The sequence below is a fragment of the Parcubacteria group bacterium genome, from assembly GCA_041660065.1.
Lineage (GTDB): Bacteria > Patescibacteriota > Minisyncoccia > Moranbacterales.
In genome coordinates this window covers 22,080-41,237 of record JBAZXC010000003.1, presented here as the reverse complement: position 1 = coordinate 41,237, position 19,158 = coordinate 22,080, and the positions used below count along the sequence as shown (strand labels likewise).

Genomic DNA, 19,158 nt, shown 5'->3' with positions numbered 1-19,158 from the left:
AATGCGCATTATAAAAAAATCGACTGAAAATAAAATAAGGCGAATAGTGGCAGGTGAGCTATTCGCCTTCAATTTCAATAGCACATACATCAACAGGTTTACACGACATTACATGCGCAGAAACCGATTGCGCGCGCCATTTTATTAAATGTTTTTTGATCTGCAATTTCTCCGTACCGTGCAAATACAATTGCCTCAACGACACAACCGGGGATACTTGTCGCGCTGTATGTCTCTAACGCTGGAACAAATCTCAATCCCTCCAAAGAGAGCCCAGCCCGATATATTGATCCTTTTTCGAACGGACGCTGTATGGGCGGATGAGTTTCACCAATGATAATCGCGCCATCTCTCAAGTACTTCATGTGCGGATGAAAATCTGACCCTTTGGCAGAAATTACGATCACGATATCTGCCACACGCAAAATATCATTCACGTCATTTGATAATTTTCGACCTTCTGGATCAAAAACACTTTGTGCACGTATATTTGTCACATTGTACCCCTCTGCTGATAAAAATTCCGCAATACTCTTTCCCACGCGGCCAGCCCCAAATACGGCAATATTTGCCGTTTGTAAAGATATTTGATGCTTTTGTGCAACAAAATACAAAGTCTCAATCGTACAAAACACCATCCCCTTTTCTCCTTGGACAAAAGGATCTTCTAAGACTATGCCGTGATGCATGAATATCGATGGTGCTCTTCCAGCAATCGCAATCCCCTTCACTGAAAAGCAGTCTGCAATTTTTTTCATTTTTTTCTCTAAGATGCGACATTCCACTTCCGACCGCAACATACTGCGCACTGTGGACGGAGAACCAATCAAAAAACCCCTTCCCGCCTTTTTCCCTGGCGGAGCAGTGATAATACCTCCAAAGAAAATCTGCGTCCTGCACCATGCACTGTTCGCAAGAAAATACGGCAAATATCCTCCAATGTCACTTTCTTTACCTGGATACACAAAGAAAATATAATCAAAAAAACGCGGCAATAATCGCATTAACAGCGGAAATGGTCCTCGCAAGACAATGATTCCCAATAGAAGCAACGCTCCGACACGAATTCTTCCTTGTATTTTTCTTATTCTTTTTTTCACGAACTATCCCTCCATTTTTTTGGTTGACAGATCAAAGAACAATTTCTTCCTTACTATAAAGCATAGTCTAATTTACATCAAGTAACAATGGCATTATCGGATTCTGATTATCCATTTGGTTATAAATAGTACTATGGCTAGCATCAGATAATATATAACCACATAACATATGCATCCAGCAGATAAATTGTGTCGCCCTGTGATAACAGCGACCATCAAAAAAATATTCACATTTCACTTACCCCTACTCGTATGTAACCAATAGGCAAAGCTCTATAGACTTATTGATAGAAGCTCTCCACAATTTTTTTGTGCTTTGCGTTTAATTGATTACGCACGTCAACTTTCGCATTAAACACCTTTCTGTCTTCTTCAAAATTAGCAACGGCATTTTTGTATTTCGCATATAGTTTTTTATAATCATCATAAGCACTATTGTCACTGCTTTTTGCCAATTTATTAAGCTTGTCTACCATCTTACCAATTTCTTCATTTTGATCATTCAAATCTTTTCTCAAAACATTTAATTCACCATCCATTTTTCTCACAGCAGAAAGAAGACTCTCAATTTCCTTTTGGGTATTGATGGTTTCAATTATTCCGGTGTAGACCCGTCCATTAATTTTGTTTAAAATCTCAATTTCCCCCAGAGGATGGGATTGATCTTCCGAAGAATCGACGCCAAAATCATTGAGCTCTGTTTTCGAAGAAGCAATGCGTGATTTTTCCATAATACTTGGAGCAGATCCAATTTTGTTTCCCATGCTCGTGGTTTCAAGAAAACAATACCCTGAATCATAATTGGAATATTCACGAGGACAAGCCACCCCTATCGCCATATGCTGATCTTCCGGAAAGATAAAAAGAGCAACGCCATATCCCAAATCTCTGAGCAAAGAGTATGCCAGATAACTTTTATCAGAACAAATTCCCTTGTTTTTATATAATACCTCATATGGATAATCCTCTTTAGGCACCACTGTTTCCCTGTTATTATATTCATTGTCATCATACGGAATTGTTTGAACGAATGACGCCACCAGCTCCACGATCTGGTCTTCATTGAGATCGTTCTTCTCTCCCAGTGATTTGATTGCTTGCGCCAGATCACCGATGGTTTTATCTCTCGTATTTTCCGTCACAAATAGTTCGTTCTTCTTTTCCAACTCTCCAACAAGAGACTCTCCGTTAAAAATATTTTGTGCAGGAAGCGACTCATAAAATGTATAATATGAGTCATATAGCTTTTCATCCAAAGAATAGTTTTTTCCTTTATATTTCCAATTGAATGTCACCTCTTTTTCTCCTTCCGGACTGGGGAGCTTGGCCTCATCATTTTCATTGATCATTGTATCAATCTTATCTACCTTCCAATATCCACCATCCATTTTGATCATGTGTATTTTCAGACTATTTTTACTGTTCTTTTCCCCTATTGATATCTCGGCAAAATTCCCTCTAATGTCACTCTGCCTAATCTCAAAACCATCAAGTCGACTCCTTTTTTCCTTGTTGATTGCATCAACCAGAGACATGGCATGCTCCGTATCTTTTCCTGAAATTGCCATCTCACCATTGGTTATTTCATTCTGGATAATTAAAACATTTGACAAATTACCTCTTAAAAAAACAGCTATTTCTTTGCCAATATTCCTTTTGGTAATATCCGCAAAGATCCTTGTGCCGACATCGTCAAATGTCAAAGAAATTACTACTTCATCTCTATCCGTAAATGATACAGATGCATTCTTTACATTTTTTCCGGAAAGTTCCGTATCGACATATGCACTGGCGTCTTTACTTTTATCACGGTTTTCTTCTTTGATTTCCACTATGGAAGTATTCAGACTATCGATCCATTCTTGCAATTGTGCCGGTGATTCTCCGAGACTCTCTGCAACACTTTCACTATCAAGATATTTTTTAACATCAGCACTATCAGTGATGATCGCCTCTCGCAACTTATAAAGAGAATATTCCGGAGTTCTTGTGATATAATAGGCCACTCCGACAGCAAAAAGCACAAAAATAATGACAGAGCCGCCCACTATTTTCAGAAAAACTTTTTTCATAATACTTTATTATATTGGAAAACTCTGCTTTATTACTCCATACATGATCAAAACAAAACGCGAATAGATCAGTAATCCTTATGCCCAAAATTCTTTAATCCCTTTTTTGCTTTTTTGACAAACTTCCCAAACTGACGCTTCTTTTCTTTCTTTTGAATTTTTGTCATTGTATAATGTTTTGCTTCTTTTTTGAGATTGACGTAATTGGTGTATTGATTCTCGTCCAATTTGCCCTCTTTTAACGCAACGAGGACTGCACATCCGGGTTCATGCGTGTGCGTACAATCGACATATCTGCAACCTACAGCAAGCGCAGTTATTTCATCAAATAGATTGTCGATACCACTACTCGTATCTGTCATCCCCACTTCCCGCACGCCAGGATTGTCGATCACGATGCCACCTTCAGCCAAAAAATACATTTCCCGCGTTGTCGTCACGTGTTTACCTCGCCCGGAACGCGCTCCGATATTTTCCGTTTTGATGCATTCTGCACCGAGCAATTTGTTGATGAGAGATGATTTTCCCACGCCCGATGAACCGAGAAAACAATACGTCTTACCTGGCGCAATATATTTTTTGAGTTTTTCCAATCCCTCTTCGCTACGCGTACTGGTCGGGATCACATCAACTTCGCCCAACCTGTTTTTTATTTCGACCAATTTCAAATCCAACTCTTCCTGAGATATCAGATCGATCTTATTGAGAATAACAGCTGGCTGGATGCCACCGTCTCTGGCAATGGCGAAATATCTTTCCATGCGATTGAGATTATAATCCCGATCCAATGATTCGATGACAAAAGCCACATCGATATTTGTGGCAATGATCTGCGTTTCATCCTTGCCACTATATCTTCTTTTCATTACCGTTTTTCTCGGCAACACCGCATGGATCGTCACCTGCTTTTGATCAGCATCAGCGATCATTACCCAATCACCGACTGCCGGATAATCTTCTCTGGATATCGCATCACGCATCTGCTTTCCAGTTATCCTCGCCAGATATTCACCTTTGGTATTTTTGACCTTATACGCTCCTTTATATTCGGCAATTACCCGCGCAACCGAAAAACCATCTGATCCGAACTTTTTTCGATCAGCATCAAAAGATCCATTCCACCCTAAATCTTCAATTTTTATCATTTTTTCCTCCATATCTATACTGTATCACAATTTCCGGTGTTTTCCTCGGATACAAAAAGCAGACTCGTATAGAGCCTGCTTTTTTGGGATTGTTTTGTGCCTATGATCACAGATCATTGTTTTACTTTTTTTCAGTGACCATTGCAATCAAATTTTTCGTATTGTCCAAGACAGGCGTAAAATTCAATTCCTGTCCCAGACCATACCGATTTGCCAGATCATAGGTAAACCGCAAAACAGAATAATCCTCAAGAGCGATCCCGACAGAATCATAAATCGTGATTTGCTCATCGCTTTCTCGTCCTATTTTTTCCCCGGTAATAAGTTCGTGAAGCTCGGCATGTACATGTTTTTTGGCTTCCTGACGATCAAAGCGTTGGATCTCACCTTCGGTCATGCATTGATCCAAATACTCCACAACGATACGTCCACGAGAAAGTATGCCAAATTCCAATTCCGTTTTGCCTTCGGAGTCCCCGCCAATTCCGTTGATGTGTACGCCGGCATTGATCCAATCATTTTTGAGTACATCCACGTGCGCTCGACAAGCGGTACACGTTGTGATTACATCTGCTCCTTTGACAGTCTCTTTGCCATTGTTGCATCGCACCAGCTTTAGATTGCTATTTTTGAAATTACTTTCAAACTTATCCATTGCCAGAGAATCGATATCAAAATATCTCACTTCCTTGATATCGCGTATCAATCGCAATGCATTTGTCAAAAACTCGCTTTGCGCGCCTGTTCCAATGATCCCGAGAATTTGACTGTCCTTTCGGGACAATAGATCAGTGGCTATAGCGGTCGTTGCGGCAGTACGCAAGGCAGTCAATAATGTCATCTCAGAAAACAGCAAAGGATAGCCCGAATCCACACGCGAAAGTTGACCAGTTGCCACCACAGTCATCATGCCGTTTGCTGTATTTTTAGGATGGCAATTTACATACTTGAAGGCAAAGATGTCCTTATCGCAAATTGGCATCAATTCAAGTACGCCGTCACGCACATGCATGGCAGGACGAGGAATTAAATTAAATTCATTCCAACGACTAAAATCATTTTTTAGCACCAACATGAAATCCTTCAAAAAATTTTCAAAGCCATGGATCTTGATTAGTTTTACCAAGACTTCTTCAGTGATAACTTTCATATATTTTTTAATTAAGGCATTCAGCTCCAGGATTATTGAGAAAAACAAAAACCCCTCTTGGTCGGGGCCGCTGAATGCATATCATTAAGAAACATAAGACACCCCGACTGCTATCTAGGCGTCGGAGAGGGGATCAATACTAATTTATTGTCTAATCTCGTGTTCATGTCTTTCATTATAAATGCATATACCGCCTTGTCAAGTCACGACAAAATAATCTCGTAAATATTTAATTGCTTATTCAGACAAAATAAAAACCCACGCCATTAGATGCGTGGGCAATGATTACAGATGATTGCAAGGATATTATATCCCGGTTTTTGACTTGACCCCATTTGCTTTCATTTTTTCTGCCATGTACGACAAGTTCCTTATGGATGCATCCACAAGAGGCGCTGAGTTACGTATGATGGTCTTCATTTCCTCAGGAGAGAGATTTAGATCCATTGACAGAAATATTAGCCACATGCTAGCCGAATCTATCTTCTCGTCTACACTTTTTTTATTGATATCTTCCTCAGTAACACCTGCATCTAGCACATAATTCATGATATTCTCATGCCGTGCCGTTTTCTCCCCACCAGCGCCCATATCAATAAAATATGCGCCATCTAATTTGACCACTCTCCATGTCTGCCGTATGGGTATAAACTTTTCAATACCCAAAATATTTGGAGAAAAAAAGAATGGTGATCTTGTAGAGTCTGGGTCTCTAGATAACCTCAGATTAACGATATATGCAGCAAAGGCCGACGTGATATCAGTAACATCCATTGACACATTTACTTCACAATCGCCGTCGGTATCAGAACATCTATCTGACAAAACAGCAGCATTTTTCACCACAATAGGTGTTTGGGTTATACTTTGAACAAAAATCAACTTCTCTCTGGAATTTACTGTCTGCGCATGCATCTGTTCATATCGCTTGAACTCCATGTTCCTTAAAAACATCTGGACAGCTGAACCAGCTTGCCCGATTTTTTTTTCGGTTTTTTTTGGTTCTTCTTTGCACCCTGTTACCAGAAAAGATACCGTCAAAACCAACAACAAAACCTGAAGCACGCTTTTCGTTCTTGTTTTCATCTTACAGCTCCTTTTGTCAAAGTAACAATTTGGCGTAATGCCCATTATAAACTAATTTGATAAAGATTATCAAGCAAATCATATTTTGTCAAACTATATGCTTACAAAAAAGCCGCTTTTCACTAATTATAGTTACTAAGTGGCTTATGGCGGTTTGAATTGAATGATTTTAGAGCACTATGCTCTGTAGTGCAGAAAAGGTAACAAATACTGGTGCGCCATCTTTGGTCAGTATCCTCACACCATGCTCGGTCACAGGTTCCACCTCCTTCACATCATCGAAAGTGATCGTAAATGTGGTTTTCTTACGATGAAGCGTAAGCCCGAATGTAATTTGGTTTCCTACTCTTTTCTCTTCCGTGAGAACTGCCCCACTAGCTCTTGTCGTGCCCATGTTTTCCTCCTTCAAATTGACATTTTGATCATTTGTTAAATTACTTTGTCTATACTCCTCACAACGCTCCATCCTAACGCAAAAAATGTCCAATGTCAAGCATGATTGGATGAATTAGAAGCAGTTTCACAAATTAGCGACTATTCGAATATGTTTAACCGTATCGTCGAAAGCATGCCTTTCTCCAATGATATTTTCTCTGATACTCTCTAGGAAATTCTCACTTTTGTACCATGATCGCATCTCTTTTTCGCCGAATTCATTATTATTTAGTCTTGTGTCATGCCGTCTGAGAGTTTCTTCAAAAGAGATGTCAAAGTAAAAGAAAAAATTATTTGATGGATGGTTGCGGATAATTTCCTTGAACATCTCTTCATAACGCCCTTTATCAAAGATGCCTTCCATGATGACATCATATTGATTGTGCAAAAGAAATAACACCGTTTCTTTAATCATCTGTATATTAAAACCCCCAGCAACATCTTTTTCCTTAAGGACGATTCGTCTGAAATAATCTTGCTCCACGTACGCCATTGGATTATTGTGATCGAGCCACTCCGTTTGAATCGCTTTTGCAATTGAGCTTTTCCCAGAGCCAGACGGACCGCGCAAAACAATAAGTTTTGTTTCTTTCATAAAATCACCGATAATACTTTTTTATATGTGCTTCGAGCGCTGGATGCCGTTAAAATCTGTTTACAATTTTTACTTCTCTAACATTTCTTTTAATTTGTCTATAACAGCATGTTCCCAAAAACGCATCGCATACCATCCAATTAAGAATCCACCCAAAATACGAAGGATTGGATTTTTTAATTCAATATTATATGAATAGTTGATTCTTGTACCTTCCGAAATTTCTTCCATAAGAAATTCTTCGTAACCAAAAGTTCCAATGCCACTTTTATTATCTGAAACATATCCTTTTGGTGGACGCAATTGAGTTTCCATTTGCACGGAAATAATACGTCCAAATGTTTTAGCTTTAGCTTCAATAGTAAGATTATTCCCATCCCTTTTTAAGATGTGCAGTGACTGAGCTACTTTCGGAAAATATTTGGGCATATTTTCAAAATCGCTCATTATTTTATAAACTTCTTCGCGAGGAGCATTTATAACCCAAGATTTTTGTAGAAGAATTTTTTTCATATCAATATTTTACCACAAAAAGTTCTATCGCCCCACTTGGATATAAAAAATGAGTCGCTAGAACGGTTCTAGAAATAGCCCAATAAGAAAAAGAAAAACTGCCCCTTCATATGGGCAGTTTCCAGACATGCTCGGCAAATGGTGTACCTTTCATACGGTTGGAATCAAAATTAGGAATGAATTTTATTTCTCAAACACTATTTTATATCTCGGAATTTGCAAGGTATCAAATCCGATGACCACTACTTTTCCGTTTGCCTGCAGGATTGAATTCATATTTTCAATTGCTGTTTCTTTTTCATAGACCGGAGCTTCTTCAAATTGAACAGCCTCCAACTCTTGCTTCATCTCCTCTTTTGATGTCCAATTTCCCATTGTCTGTGGAGTTGTGTTGAGCCATGTTTTCATTTTAGCAGTCAGATCCATAATATCTGGAATGGATGATTCATTAGGATAAACAATCACCGAAACACCTAACATCAAATTATTATAATCCGCAACAGTTTTATAAATACGAATAGAATTGACGTCTTCTTTTGTTGCAATCAGATCTAAATCTTTTTCTGTAAGCATCGACACTTTTCGATTTCCCAGATCAGTTATTATTTTTTCCGGTTCTCCCCAAAGTTTCTTTTGTTTCTCATTAGACAATGCTCCAATATCCTTGAAGATTGAAAAAAATCCGCTGCCGTCCAGAGTGGCATGCTCTCCATGCGGATAATAGCTAAATGCCCCTTCCTCTGGAACATAACACTCGGCAAAGTTGGTTTTAACAAGATTTTCAAGTATTTTTTTGGCCTCAACCTTGTCTTCCGTTGAAGCATATTGCCATATATATCTAGTTATCATATAAGTGCCTTTCCCCATCTTTAATTCCCATTCGTGCCATTCATCTAAATCCTCGACATCTGGCGTTGGCTCAGACATAACTTCAAGAGCAGTCTTGAACATTTGACTTCCATATCGTAAAGGGAAGGTCTCATAAATATTATTGCCATCCTTATCAACGAACGCTTTAATAACTGAAGCGGTATTGGTTAAATCTTTTTTTAATAATTTATGATCCGCTCTCGATCTCGGTCCCCAGAATCCTGTTTCCGGATCCTGATTGTCATAAAACCATTGGAGCAAGGCCTGCTTCCATTCGTCAGAAAATTTATAAAGACCTTTTTCTTCCATCATTCCCTCGCCATTGGCATAACTTAATATGCTTCTGGCAAAAACATAAGACGTTTGCGGAAACTTCGTTGAAATCCAACTGACATAAGCAACATCATCGAGAAATGCTTTTAATTTTTCCGGTGTATTGATTTCGTCGAGATATTTTAAAGGATATTTTAATTTGAGTGGCTGTCCAGTTTCTTTTGTCAGCGCGTCAAGATTGTTTATCGCATTTTCTGTAACTTCATTGTAAACTGCATACGGATAAATATCGTCAATGAAAGCACCTGTCTTGGGATTTTGTAAATTCAAATAAAACTCAATTTCTTCCGCTTTATTATTAAACTCGGGCAATTTGATTAGTCCTTCTCTGGTTTCGAACTGATTATGCAGTTTGTTAAGCTGCACTAGGGCACGATAGTATTCTCCTTTATCCAGCCAATACAAAACCCCCATCATTTTGAATTCAAAATCACCCATGTAATAACCTGCTTCTTGCGATTCTTTGTTCATCCGGAAAAGATCTTTCACTTGAGTCTTGGTGCGATACACTACAAAAAATCCCGCGCTTGCAAGAAGGATTAGAATCAATAAAATTACAATGATTGATTTTTTGTATTTCATAATTAAAAAGTATCATAAATAAACATTAAGCGCAAAACAGTTTAAATCCCGTTCGGACACCCGAAATAAATGCTTAAAAAAATCTTGATGAATTACTAGGACAGTCATAGAAAAACCTAGCCAAAAAGAAAGCTCACCTAAACGGAAAGCTTTCCGTGGCGAGCTTAAAATCAATCTGTGGATTCAATTGTTTCTATATCAACAACAGGGATTTGAATAAACCTAAATTCTTCTCCCGCTGTGCCAACAATTTCTTTTCCGACCGGGCTTTCCATATGGTCGCCCGGCATGAGATTTTCATTATCTTCATCCTCTGTCAATTCCCATGGATTGATCAAATAAATCAATCCTCCTTCGCTACCAAAATGGAAACCCTTGTACATAGTACCATTCTTTTTTATGACTTTTACCAGTGCCGGCATAATCAATTCCTCCTCTGGAAGTTTGTTTATCGTCTAGCCCTTTCTATAGAAAAAAATTTTATGAAATAACTCAACAAAAGAGCGTAACACAAATGCTACACCCTTGTCAATGTCATTGCTCCAGTTGGTTGATATGTTCAAAACTCTGGACTTAAAAAAATAATGCAATCATTGGAAATGTTGGCTGTTGGGAAATAAAAAGGCGACCAGTTGGGTTGCAACGGGCCGCCATATTTCTGGAGTTATATAGTTGTGACCCCAATCAATGACGGTCCTCGACTTCACATCATGCGTGATTCTTAATTTAAGAGAATCTGTCTCAAATTGCTGACGAAATCACGAGTCCCGAGACAAATAAGATCATTGCCTTGAACGGGCTTAAACCAGGCACGAACCATTTTGGCCTCGATAAGTACTTTGCCATATGCTCCAGATGTTTCAAATAGACCAGAGTTCAGAAGATTGGTCGCATCGGCTAACGTCAAGATCATTTCAGACTTGTTTCCCAAGCCAAAATGGCCGATAAAACGAATTGATTCACTATCTCTGACGATTTCCACTCCCCGAGCGTCATTAATAGCTTTAATCATTCTCTTTCGATGCCGTGCGGTTTTGATTGTTCCAATCGCTCCCGATTTTTGCCATATTTCCCATAGCCTTGAGTCGTTCACTTTACTCCTGTTCATTTTCTCCTCCACCAAATGATGGTTAATTGAATGCTTCTTGTACAAACTGACAATAAAATAATAAATAACTTGATTACTTTATTGTCAGCTTGTGAAAAGTTTATATGAAAAGAACTAAAAAAAAATTCTACCATATAACTATATTTTAATCAAATACAACCAACAAAAAAAGGCTTTAAAAAGCCTTAAAATGTGTTTGTTCCGCATCCTGGACGACATTCGAATTGATTTGCAAGAATCCTATACAAAATGATTGACTAAATAGTTAAAATACGATATCATTCTCAGTTGCTTTTTGCATGTAAATTAACAGAAGAATAATACAATTCAAATACACTGGAGGAACAATCATGTCTTCAAATGTTGGATTACAGAGAATCGACCACTTATTATCCCACTGGGAAAATTTGTGTTTCCTTCGAAGTGCAACATCAATGAATTTGCAAAATTCATTGCCTCAAAATCACAGAGATTTTGATTCTTTCAGAGAATGTCTTTTAAATCTAACAAAAAAAGATCTCTTTGAAAAAAGATTTTTGAATTACATACCAAATTATAATGAAGAAAGTGAAGCAAATGGATTTATTCCATTTTCCATATTATCATGGAATTTTTCCTCCAGAAGGATATTTCACTTACCCTCAAACGTCCAAAATCTATTAGACGCGACAACCATTAACGCAGTTCGGTGGAAGGAAATTAGATTTCCTTTTGATTCATTCATTATCACATTAACCGATTTGTTGGTATCCTATGATGGAACAGCTTACGATTCAATTATTGTGAGCAATATCGGCAAGTTTCTTCCTTCTGCTGATTCTTCCGATTTATGGGAGCTACGTCTTTTGCCACCAAGTCTTTCTAGATGTAAAAGACTCAAAAAAACCGAAAGAAAAGAGCTGTTAAATTTAATAAGGAGACAGGCATCAGAGCATGAAATTGAGTGTTTTTTTGAAAAACATCTTAGCTATGACAAAGATGGCAAAATGACACTTCCGATAATGTATTTCAAACCAAATGAGATGTCCGAAAATTTTGTGATTAAGACATTTCTAAATGCTAACATTCTCGATATAAGTGCTCCGCTTAAAGATTTTGCAATAAACTCTGCGTTTCATATTTTCATAAACTTATGTATTTATCTGGAAAATTTTCCAGCAAGTACAACAAAGAAAAATGAAAAAATGAAATCAAGTTCAAAAAAACGAGTTTCTTTAGAAAATGCATTCATTGATCAAACATCTGATTTATTCACTGTATCAGCTAAGTTCAAGATGAAACAAGAAAAAATCGACCAATTGGTTAGCTTCATCAAATCATCTAAGGCATCACAGGAAAAACGTGTGCATTGGAGAAGAGCCCATTGGAGAAGAAAACCTGGCTGTGGCAACATCCCATTAGACCGTGCACCAAAAGATTGGATTCCAATGAAACTGATCAATGCGCACAAACTACCCGAAAACGCTTTGCCAATAGCAACTGAGGCAATAGCATAAAAAAAGAGCTTCTTGCATAAATGCAGGAAGCTCTTTTCTTGTTTAGTTCAAATGTCATCTTGTATGGGGCTCCCGCTAATGGACATGTTCCGCAACTTAAATATGAGAGAAATATCACAAGAAATACGACTGCTACAATTCAGTCAGTGCTAAAGAAAGCTTTTATGCATGCCAAAGCTTGTTCTAAATCTTGCCTTGCATTACTTTGCAAACAATCCACATCAAATGTATTACTCATTTCCGCTTTACTTTTTATAGCATAGCACAATGCCTCCTTAATAATTTTATTGTTCCGACTAATATAATTATTCACAAATCTATCCGTAAAATTTCCTTCAAAATCACCTTTGTTATATACAAAAATTCCAATATTTGATAATCGTTCGACTAAATCACTAAATCTACGCTCTTTATCTGGGCTAGCCGCTATAATACTTCTCATATCCTGAGCTGATACCATCCCACTACCCCCTCTCACCTCTTCTTGTGTAAGCACCTCATCAAAAATGAAAGCCCTTGGTACCCCACCAAATGACTCAATAATTCTTCCAATCGAACCATTGAATAAACAATCGATATCAATCAGACATGCACTTTTTATTCCCAATTGCTTATATAATTGAACTGTATCAGGTATTTGAGATGCGCCACCAGCTGGCTGTAAATTGCCACTATCTCCGTGATCAGTTCTTGGTTGCGAAGATACTGATTGAGCCATTGTAATTGCATTAGATTCTAAGTCTTCATTCAATAATCTCATGAAAATAGCATTTAGACACACCGCCTCGCACCCCTCAACTATCAACACTCTTTGTGAAAAAATTGTTGACGCTTGAAACCGTAATATACGAGAGTTTATTTCCATAGTGCTATCTGTCGATCCATCATGAAATAGTATAGATTTGATCTTTCCGTCTGGATCAATCGCACCTGGGAATATCAAATTTGAGCCATTCATAAAAGGCCACTTAACAAATCCCTCATCATGCGTCGAAACAATTACTTGCGCCCCAGAGTCAGCAAATTTCTGTTTAAGAATAGATACGAGCTTTATTCGCGCTGGAGGATGAAAGTGTGATTCAGGCTCTTCTATCTGTAAAATCGTAGCCCAGTGTGATGGAGCGGATCCACTCCGAGATGTGCTATATTCTGGATGATTGAGAGCCTCTCGTTCAAGAAAGCCCAAAAACAATGCTATAGCACTCGCAGATTGGATACCGTGACCCTTCTTATCAATTTCAGCAAGAAAAGGATCAGATAAAAAAACATGAGCGTATTTATACAATGAGTCACAATGCTCATGATCAAAGGTGTGAAGTGACAATTCACTTATATCACCAAAGAGATCCTTGAGAATATCTTTTACAGAATTATCAAATTCCAATGGAAATGATTGCAAATGACATTGATCAAAATAACTTTCGACTTCACTATTTTTTTCTTTTTGTAGAATTTTCAAATATTTGCCAAGCCACGTGTGTTGTGCCACTTGAAATATTTGTCGATTTTCAGATCTGGCAGCTGGTATAAACAAAAATGAAATCAGATTACTCCTCACCCACTTGGTCAATGAAATTTGAATGGATGTATAGTTGCCATCATTTTTATAAACTGGCTCACACAAATTAAGTACGACGAAATTTTCAACACTCAGACTACCATCTTCTCTTTTAGCAACAGTAAAGAAATGTACGGACTCAATATTTATATCCTCCCCAACTACATCTGTTATGCTATCTATTTCATCTCCATCAAGAAATTCTCGAGGTGTGGCATTTGAAAATTGTCCATACACCATTGATCGAACATTGCCTTTTGCAAGCTTCAGATTTCTAATGAAGTTTATTCTGTTTCTATTAGATGAACAACCGATGTTTGGAAAGGCAATTTCCACACAAACAACAAAGTTATTCTCCTCTTCATAAAAAAAAGAATGGTCAAGCATATCCTCAGAAAGCCACGTATCCCCCACAACAATATCCACAGCTTGAAGAATTGTACTTTTTCCAGCGTTGTTCGGACCTATCAAGAAATTAAGTCCAGCCCCAAAATCAATTTCAGCATTACTGAATTTCTTAAAATTTTTCAGATATATTTTTTTTACATAGAATGTTTGACTTTGAGTTATTGGCATATTTTACAATTATTCTTACAAAAAATTATTTGTAGTGATTTCTTCGTATAGCAACAATATATATCATCTTTTTTTGTCCATACACCCAAAAAAATATTCTACCACCTTGATTTGAAATGTATGATTCATAAATCGTAGTTTCCTTTATGTCCACACCGCACATTTTCAGTTTATTATATAACCTTTTATACTGATTATCGTTTGCAATCTTTTTTGTTTCAAAACCAAGATGTTTAAGCGTCCTAAGGTTGCTACAGTGCGATCCAATCAGTTTCAATAGTTGCAATGCTCGACCTGAACATTTATCTCCATTGCTAATCATTGCGTCTATCTCACATTCATTACTGGCATATTGAGAAAAACTTATAGAATAAACTTCACTATCATCAAATACATCACCCATACTGGCAACACTTTCAGGAACTCTACCCTCATTTACATCATCTCGTTGTACACCAACAACGCACTCTATCAAAGAAGACTTCTTTTTTTGAAGTCTTCTCTCCTGTTTTCTTTTGTTATTTCGATTCTTGGACATCATCCGTTGTTTTAGCAAGCAGTTCTTTATAAAAACTTTTCATCAATTTTGTATCAATCTCATTTTTTGAAGCATTGAACTCGCCAACTCCAGCGCGTGCAACACGCCAAGGTTTTTCGTTATGTGATAAGATTTCTAAATAATCAGCATCATATTTTCCATACACTTTCCAAATATCCGATAAAAACCTCTTCGTATTATCTGATATTTTATCCAAAAAATCCTTATCAATTTCCTTTCTAATTGGAAAAAAACCGAACATCTTATACTCTTGATAAATGGAGTAGATCGCCGGTCCATGCATCCACGCCTCTATTTTGTCATCAAAAAGCCTCCTGTTTTCAAAAACCAAAAACCACGCTTGAGCATAATAAAGCATCTTTTGTAATTTTTTTGGCGTCATTTCATCCCCTTCCTTACACGCTCTTGCGATAAAATACTCCGCCACCTCGATAGCCCTTAAGTATTTTGTAGCCATATATAGTAATATCTTAATAATTTCAATATAACAGATATTTCCAAAAAATCAAAATTCCGATTTCTTGATCAAAAATAATTGTATTTCCATTACTTTATTCGTGCACTTTCATCTTTCAATAATAAATAACTAGTTTTGTCAAACGATTTCTGAAAATTCCTCTTCAAATCATGCTCCCAAATTCGGATAATTTTCCAACCATTTTTTTTATAATAACCTGTAACGTCCTTATCTCTTTTTTGGTTTTGTACCATCTTTTCACTCCAAAATTTCTGTCTTGTTGAAGGAAGTTTGAAATGTTTTTTGCATCCATGCCAGAAACAAGAATCGATGAAAATAACTGTTCTATATTTTTTAAGTAAAATATCTGGTTTTCCAAAATAACCAGACGCGTTCTTTCGATATCGAAATCCAGAATGCCAAAGTTTTTTTCTGAATTTTACCTCCATTTTGGTTTCTTTTGATCTTATTTTCGACATTATTTCGGACCTTTTTTCTTTTGAAAAAATATCTACCATTTGCTTATTTTATAAATCTAATCTGCAAATTATATTTGATTTTTTTCTCTCCATTTTCATCATAAACGTCGCCAAATTTATGTCGTGTCGTACTTGGAGTATCCAGCTTTGTATTATTATAAAGATAGTCCTCAAATTCGTCTCGATTGTAGATATGATAACAGATTATTTCTCCATTTTCTTTTACAATTATGTATCCACCGTGTGCACTGGCATGTCCATCCCATTCTCTGCTTGGAGTCATGCCCAAAGCAACATCTGATAAAAATCTCTTTACCTTAAAAATAAAGTCACTTTTGTCTAAATCAAGCTTTTTGCAAAAATCAACATCCTTCGAAATATGATCAACCAAATCAGAAATGCTATTTCCCCTGCCACCATAGTAATGCCTTACAATTTCTGCAATTATTTCTGGAAAATTCGAATCAATCTTTCTAAGGTTTTTTCTAAATTTAGCACTGTCCATCCCACAATATTCAAAACGGCCACCTGCATCATAGATAAATTCGGCCCTATCTCGAACTGTAAGCGATTTGTTACACACATCAAGCTCTTCATCAGACTTGCCGCTTTCAGCAACCTTATAGACGAAATTTGTCGCCCCTGAGGCATTCAAAAGTGTTGATGGTGATCCGAGCATGGATTTCACGCTAAACCCCAATTCAGGAAAGGCTGGTGATTTTTTGTCGTGCAAAACAATCATTAAGTCCGCCTTTCGTCCGCTTGATGCTTTTATCTGGGAACAATGCAAATCCCTCATAGCCTCTTCAGCAAGTAATATCTGGAAAGTAGATCCTTTCGCTTTTCTCATTTCATCAAAAATATCCGCAACTCTTTTTTTTATTTTTTCCAAATCAACAACATCACTCAATTTCATCATTTCATCAAAAATCACAACTTTGCCATCCCGCTTAGAAATATCATAAGATTTCTTCCCATTAGTTTCCTCTCTAATAATTTTCAAAACAATATAATAATTATCTCTCAATATTTCGAGATCTTTATCTGCAGTAAACATTTTGCCATCAGTCAATATTTTGAGAAAAGCATAAAATTCACTCCATTCTCCTTTATTTCCTTTTATCATAAGAGTTCAATGATTCAATTATTGCCTGTGCAACAGCTTGAATGGCTGGCACAGCTACAGCATTCCCAAGCTGCCTCATTGCTTGGGTTTCAGAAACTGGAAATTTGAAACCTTTCGGAAATCCCATCATTTTTTTCCCCTCCGCAGAAGACAATCTTCTTTCTTTACCGTCAACCAAATATGTGTCCCAATTTCTCCTGTCATTCAAACCAGACCCCCTACCACCGCATCTGAGAGTAAATCCCACATCTCTACTGCATTTTCCTCCCCATATGTCAGACATGTTCATTTTCAAGCCAACTGGATCTGGAAACTCAAATTCTATCTTTTTATTTTTGAAGCCAACCATAAATAAACGAGGTCTATGCTGGGGCAAACCAAAATCGGAGGCTCTAATAATCTCAGGATAAAAAGAATAGTTCAGTTCTTCTTCTATTGTTTTTTTGATTACTGAAAAAGTATTGCCATCATCATGATTCAATAATCCCCTGACATTTTCTATAAAAAACGCTTTTGGTTTTTTTTGTCTCAATATTTCGACTATATTGAAAAATAAAGTGCCTCTGGTATCCAAAAAACCCTTTCTGTGTCCAGCGTGACTAAAGGGCTGGCAAGGAAATCCTCCCGTCAAAATGTCAAAATCAGGAATCTCCTTTTTGATGTTTTTGATTGAGTTTATATCCCCTATAAATTTATTTTTTTCAAAAAGATTTGGAGAAATCTTTTTGAAATTGAGTTCGTACGTTTTTCTGGCATTTTCATCCCATTCTGAAGAAAACACACACTCAGCTCCGATATTATGAAAAGCCTGGTGAAATCCCCCTATCCCAGCAAACAAATCTATAAAAGTATAATTCTCACCTATTTTTTTCTTATTTTTTCTATTATTCATCACAAAAGTAATAACTGATATACAAATTTAGTGTACAATCAAAAGAACGTTCAATCAAGCAGCCTTGAATAAACGACTGAAATAACCATATCGGAAAAAAATTCTTTTTTTACATCATTTCACCTCAAATTTGAGAGTTTCGACATATTTACCAACTCTTGGATTATCGGACCCAGTTGCTGGAAAAAACGACAATGAATTTTGTACAATTTCTTCTCCAAACTGTCCAGAAAAACTTGCAACAAGGTGATCTCCGATCAACTCCATTTCATCTTGAGTAAGAATTCTCCCTAAAGTATTTTGAGCATAGTGACTTTTCTGGTACAAACCAAGAGTCTTTTTATCATCTAATATATCAATAGAAACTTTTTTTCCTTTCTCTTGTACAACTTTTGTCACAATAAATTTTATATCTTCTTTGAAATAGTTACTTTGTACATCGACTGGATCAATCAAAATTCCAAAATCAATCTCACCTTGCCCATATTTATTATTTATTGTATAAACAACTTCATAGTTCGGTGTTTTTTGAATATCCTGAACTTCTTCAACTTTTTCATTTTGACTGGCTATTTCCGAACTGTTTTCTGAAATTGCATTCTTTTCCTCCGTAATTTGATCATTCTGTTCAACAACCTGTGCCATACTACCAGTATTTGAATCTTCTTTTTTATCATCAATAGGCAAATTTTTCGCAATTTCCTGCTTTTGTTCCTTTGAAGTTGTTTGTGTTTTTGTTGAAGCATTAGAACCAATTATAACCAGGACTGTCATCAAAAATAAAATGAAACCGATCGTAGCGGCGATTTTACCGCCATTACTCCATTGTCTAGTCCAAATGAGAACAATCAGTCCAACTGGAATAAAAAACCAAAAAAACGGCAACATTACTATTATTGCAATTAGTATAACCCACCATTTTTTGTACCACTTTTGTTCTTGATTTTTTTGAGCCTCATCAATAGGCATATTGCTATCCATAGCATTTTTATTACAAATTATTTTTATTTCAACAAGATTATCCAA

19 protein-coding genes are annotated in these 19,158 nt (G+C 36.8%); 1 reads left to right on the top strand and 18 read right to left on the bottom strand.

Features of this window, described 5'->3' with window-relative positions; translation table 11 throughout:
* Positions 1 to 98 precede the first annotated feature (98 nt).
* From WC819_04265 to WC819_04215, 11 genes are all read right to left on the bottom strand, one after another.
* A complete protein-coding gene (locus WC819_04265) occupies positions 99 to 1,100 on the bottom strand; it encodes a hypothetical protein (protein ID MFA5986529.1) in 1,002 nt (333 codons plus the stop codon).
* 281 nt (positions 1,101 to 1,381) lie between these two features.
* Entirely contained in the window at positions 1,382 to 3,172 is a 1,791-nt protein-coding gene (locus WC819_04260) for a hypothetical protein (protein MFA5986528.1), read from the bottom strand.
* A gap of 68 nt (positions 3,173 to 3,240) precedes the next feature.
* Complete coding sequence (rsgA, locus tag WC819_04255; protein MFA5986527.1) at positions 3,241 to 4,317, bottom strand: ribosome small subunit-dependent GTPase A; 1,077 nt, start codon at positions 4,315 to 4,317, stop codon at positions 3,241 to 3,243.
* A gap of 121 nt (positions 4,318 to 4,438) precedes the next feature.
* The gene (locus tag WC819_04250) at positions 4,439 to 5,467 is read right to left on the bottom strand and encodes an ornithine cyclodeaminase (protein MFA5986526.1); all 1,029 of its coding nucleotides are present in this window, start codon (positions 5,465 to 5,467) and stop codon (positions 4,439 to 4,441) included.
* A 306-nt stretch (positions 5,468 to 5,773) separates the two neighbouring features.
* Positions 5,774 to 6,553 (bottom strand): hypothetical protein, encoded by a 780-nt coding sequence (locus tag WC819_04245; GenBank protein MFA5986525.1) that lies wholly within the window; start codon positions 6,551 to 6,553, stop codon positions 5,774 to 5,776.
* A 169-nt stretch (positions 6,554 to 6,722) separates the two neighbouring features.
* Entirely contained in the window at positions 6,723 to 6,947 is a 225-nt protein-coding gene (locus tag WC819_04240) for a hypothetical protein (protein ID MFA5986524.1), read from the bottom strand.
* Between the two features lie 126 nt (positions 6,948 to 7,073).
* Entirely contained in the window at positions 7,074 to 7,583 is a 510-nt protein-coding gene (locus tag WC819_04235) for a zeta toxin family protein (protein MFA5986523.1), read from the bottom strand.
* A gap of 69 nt (positions 7,584 to 7,652) precedes the next feature.
* Positions 7,653 to 8,096, bottom strand: coding sequence for an SRPBCC family protein (locus WC819_04230; protein MFA5986522.1), 444 nt, complete (start codon positions 8,094 to 8,096; stop codon positions 7,653 to 7,655).
* A gap of 183 nt (positions 8,097 to 8,279) precedes the next feature.
* Positions 8,280 to 9,881 (bottom strand): hypothetical protein, encoded by a 1,602-nt coding sequence (locus WC819_04225; protein ID MFA5986521.1) that lies wholly within the window; start codon positions 9,879 to 9,881, stop codon positions 8,280 to 8,282.
* 170 nt (positions 9,882 to 10,051) lie between these two features.
* Positions 10,052 to 10,303 carry a hypothetical protein gene (locus WC819_04220; GenBank protein ID MFA5986520.1) on the bottom strand — a complete coding sequence of 84 codons (252 nt, stop codon included), beginning with the start codon at positions 10,301 to 10,303 and terminating at the stop codon, positions 10,052 to 10,054.
* Between the two features lie 299 nt (positions 10,304 to 10,602).
* Positions 10,603 to 10,989, bottom strand: a complete 387-nt coding sequence (locus WC819_04215; GenBank protein MFA5986519.1) for a hypothetical protein — start codon at positions 10,987 to 10,989, stop codon at positions 10,603 to 10,605.
* 350 nt (positions 10,990 to 11,339) lie between these two features.
* On the opposite strand from WC819_04215, the gene WC819_04210 reads away from it, so the two are divergent.
* Positions 11,340 to 12,485 (top strand): hypothetical protein, encoded by a 1,146-nt coding sequence (locus tag WC819_04210; GenBank protein ID MFA5986518.1) that lies wholly within the window; start codon positions 11,340 to 11,342, stop codon positions 12,483 to 12,485.
* Between the two features lie 139 nt (positions 12,486 to 12,624).
* Here WC819_04210 and WC819_04205 read toward each other — a convergent pair whose 3' ends face one another.
* The 7 genes from WC819_04205 to WC819_04175 all read right to left on the bottom strand — a co-directional run bounded on the left by WC819_04205 (position 12,625) and on the right by WC819_04175 (position 19,158).
* Positions 12,625 to 14,619 (bottom strand): AAA family ATPase, encoded by a 1,995-nt coding sequence (locus WC819_04205; GenBank protein MFA5986517.1) that lies wholly within the window; start codon positions 14,617 to 14,619, stop codon positions 12,625 to 12,627.
* Positions 14,620 to 14,644: 25 nt separating this feature from the next.
* A complete protein-coding gene (locus tag WC819_04200; GenBank protein MFA5986516.1) occupies positions 14,645 to 15,157 on the bottom strand; it encodes a hypothetical protein in 513 nt (170 codons plus the stop codon).
* Entirely contained in the window at positions 15,138 to 15,560 is a 423-nt protein-coding gene (locus WC819_04195) for a type II toxin-antitoxin system antitoxin SocA domain-containing protein (protein MFA5986515.1), read from the bottom strand. Before WC819_04195 ends, WC819_04200 begins: the two co-directional genes overlap by 20 nt.
* 164 nt (positions 15,561 to 15,724) lie before the next feature.
* Entirely contained in the window at positions 15,725 to 16,153 is a 429-nt protein-coding gene (locus tag WC819_04190; GenBank protein ID MFA5986514.1) for a very short patch repair endonuclease, read from the bottom strand.
* 4 nt (positions 16,154 to 16,157) lie between these two features.
* Positions 16,158 to 17,240 carry an HpaII family restriction endonuclease gene (locus WC819_04185; GenBank protein MFA5986513.1) on the bottom strand — a complete coding sequence of 361 codons (1,083 nt, stop codon included), beginning with the start codon at positions 17,238 to 17,240 and terminating at the stop codon, positions 16,158 to 16,160.
* The gene (locus WC819_04180; protein ID MFA5986512.1) at positions 17,224 to 18,132 is read right to left on the bottom strand and encodes a DNA cytosine methyltransferase; all 909 of its coding nucleotides are present in this window, start codon (positions 18,130 to 18,132) and stop codon (positions 17,224 to 17,226) included. The genes WC819_04185 and WC819_04180 overlap by 17 nt, the downstream gene beginning before the upstream one ends.
* 114 nt (positions 18,133 to 18,246) lie before the next feature.
* Entirely contained in the window at positions 18,247 to 19,158 is a 912-nt protein-coding gene (locus WC819_04175; GenBank protein ID MFA5986511.1) for a hypothetical protein, read from the bottom strand.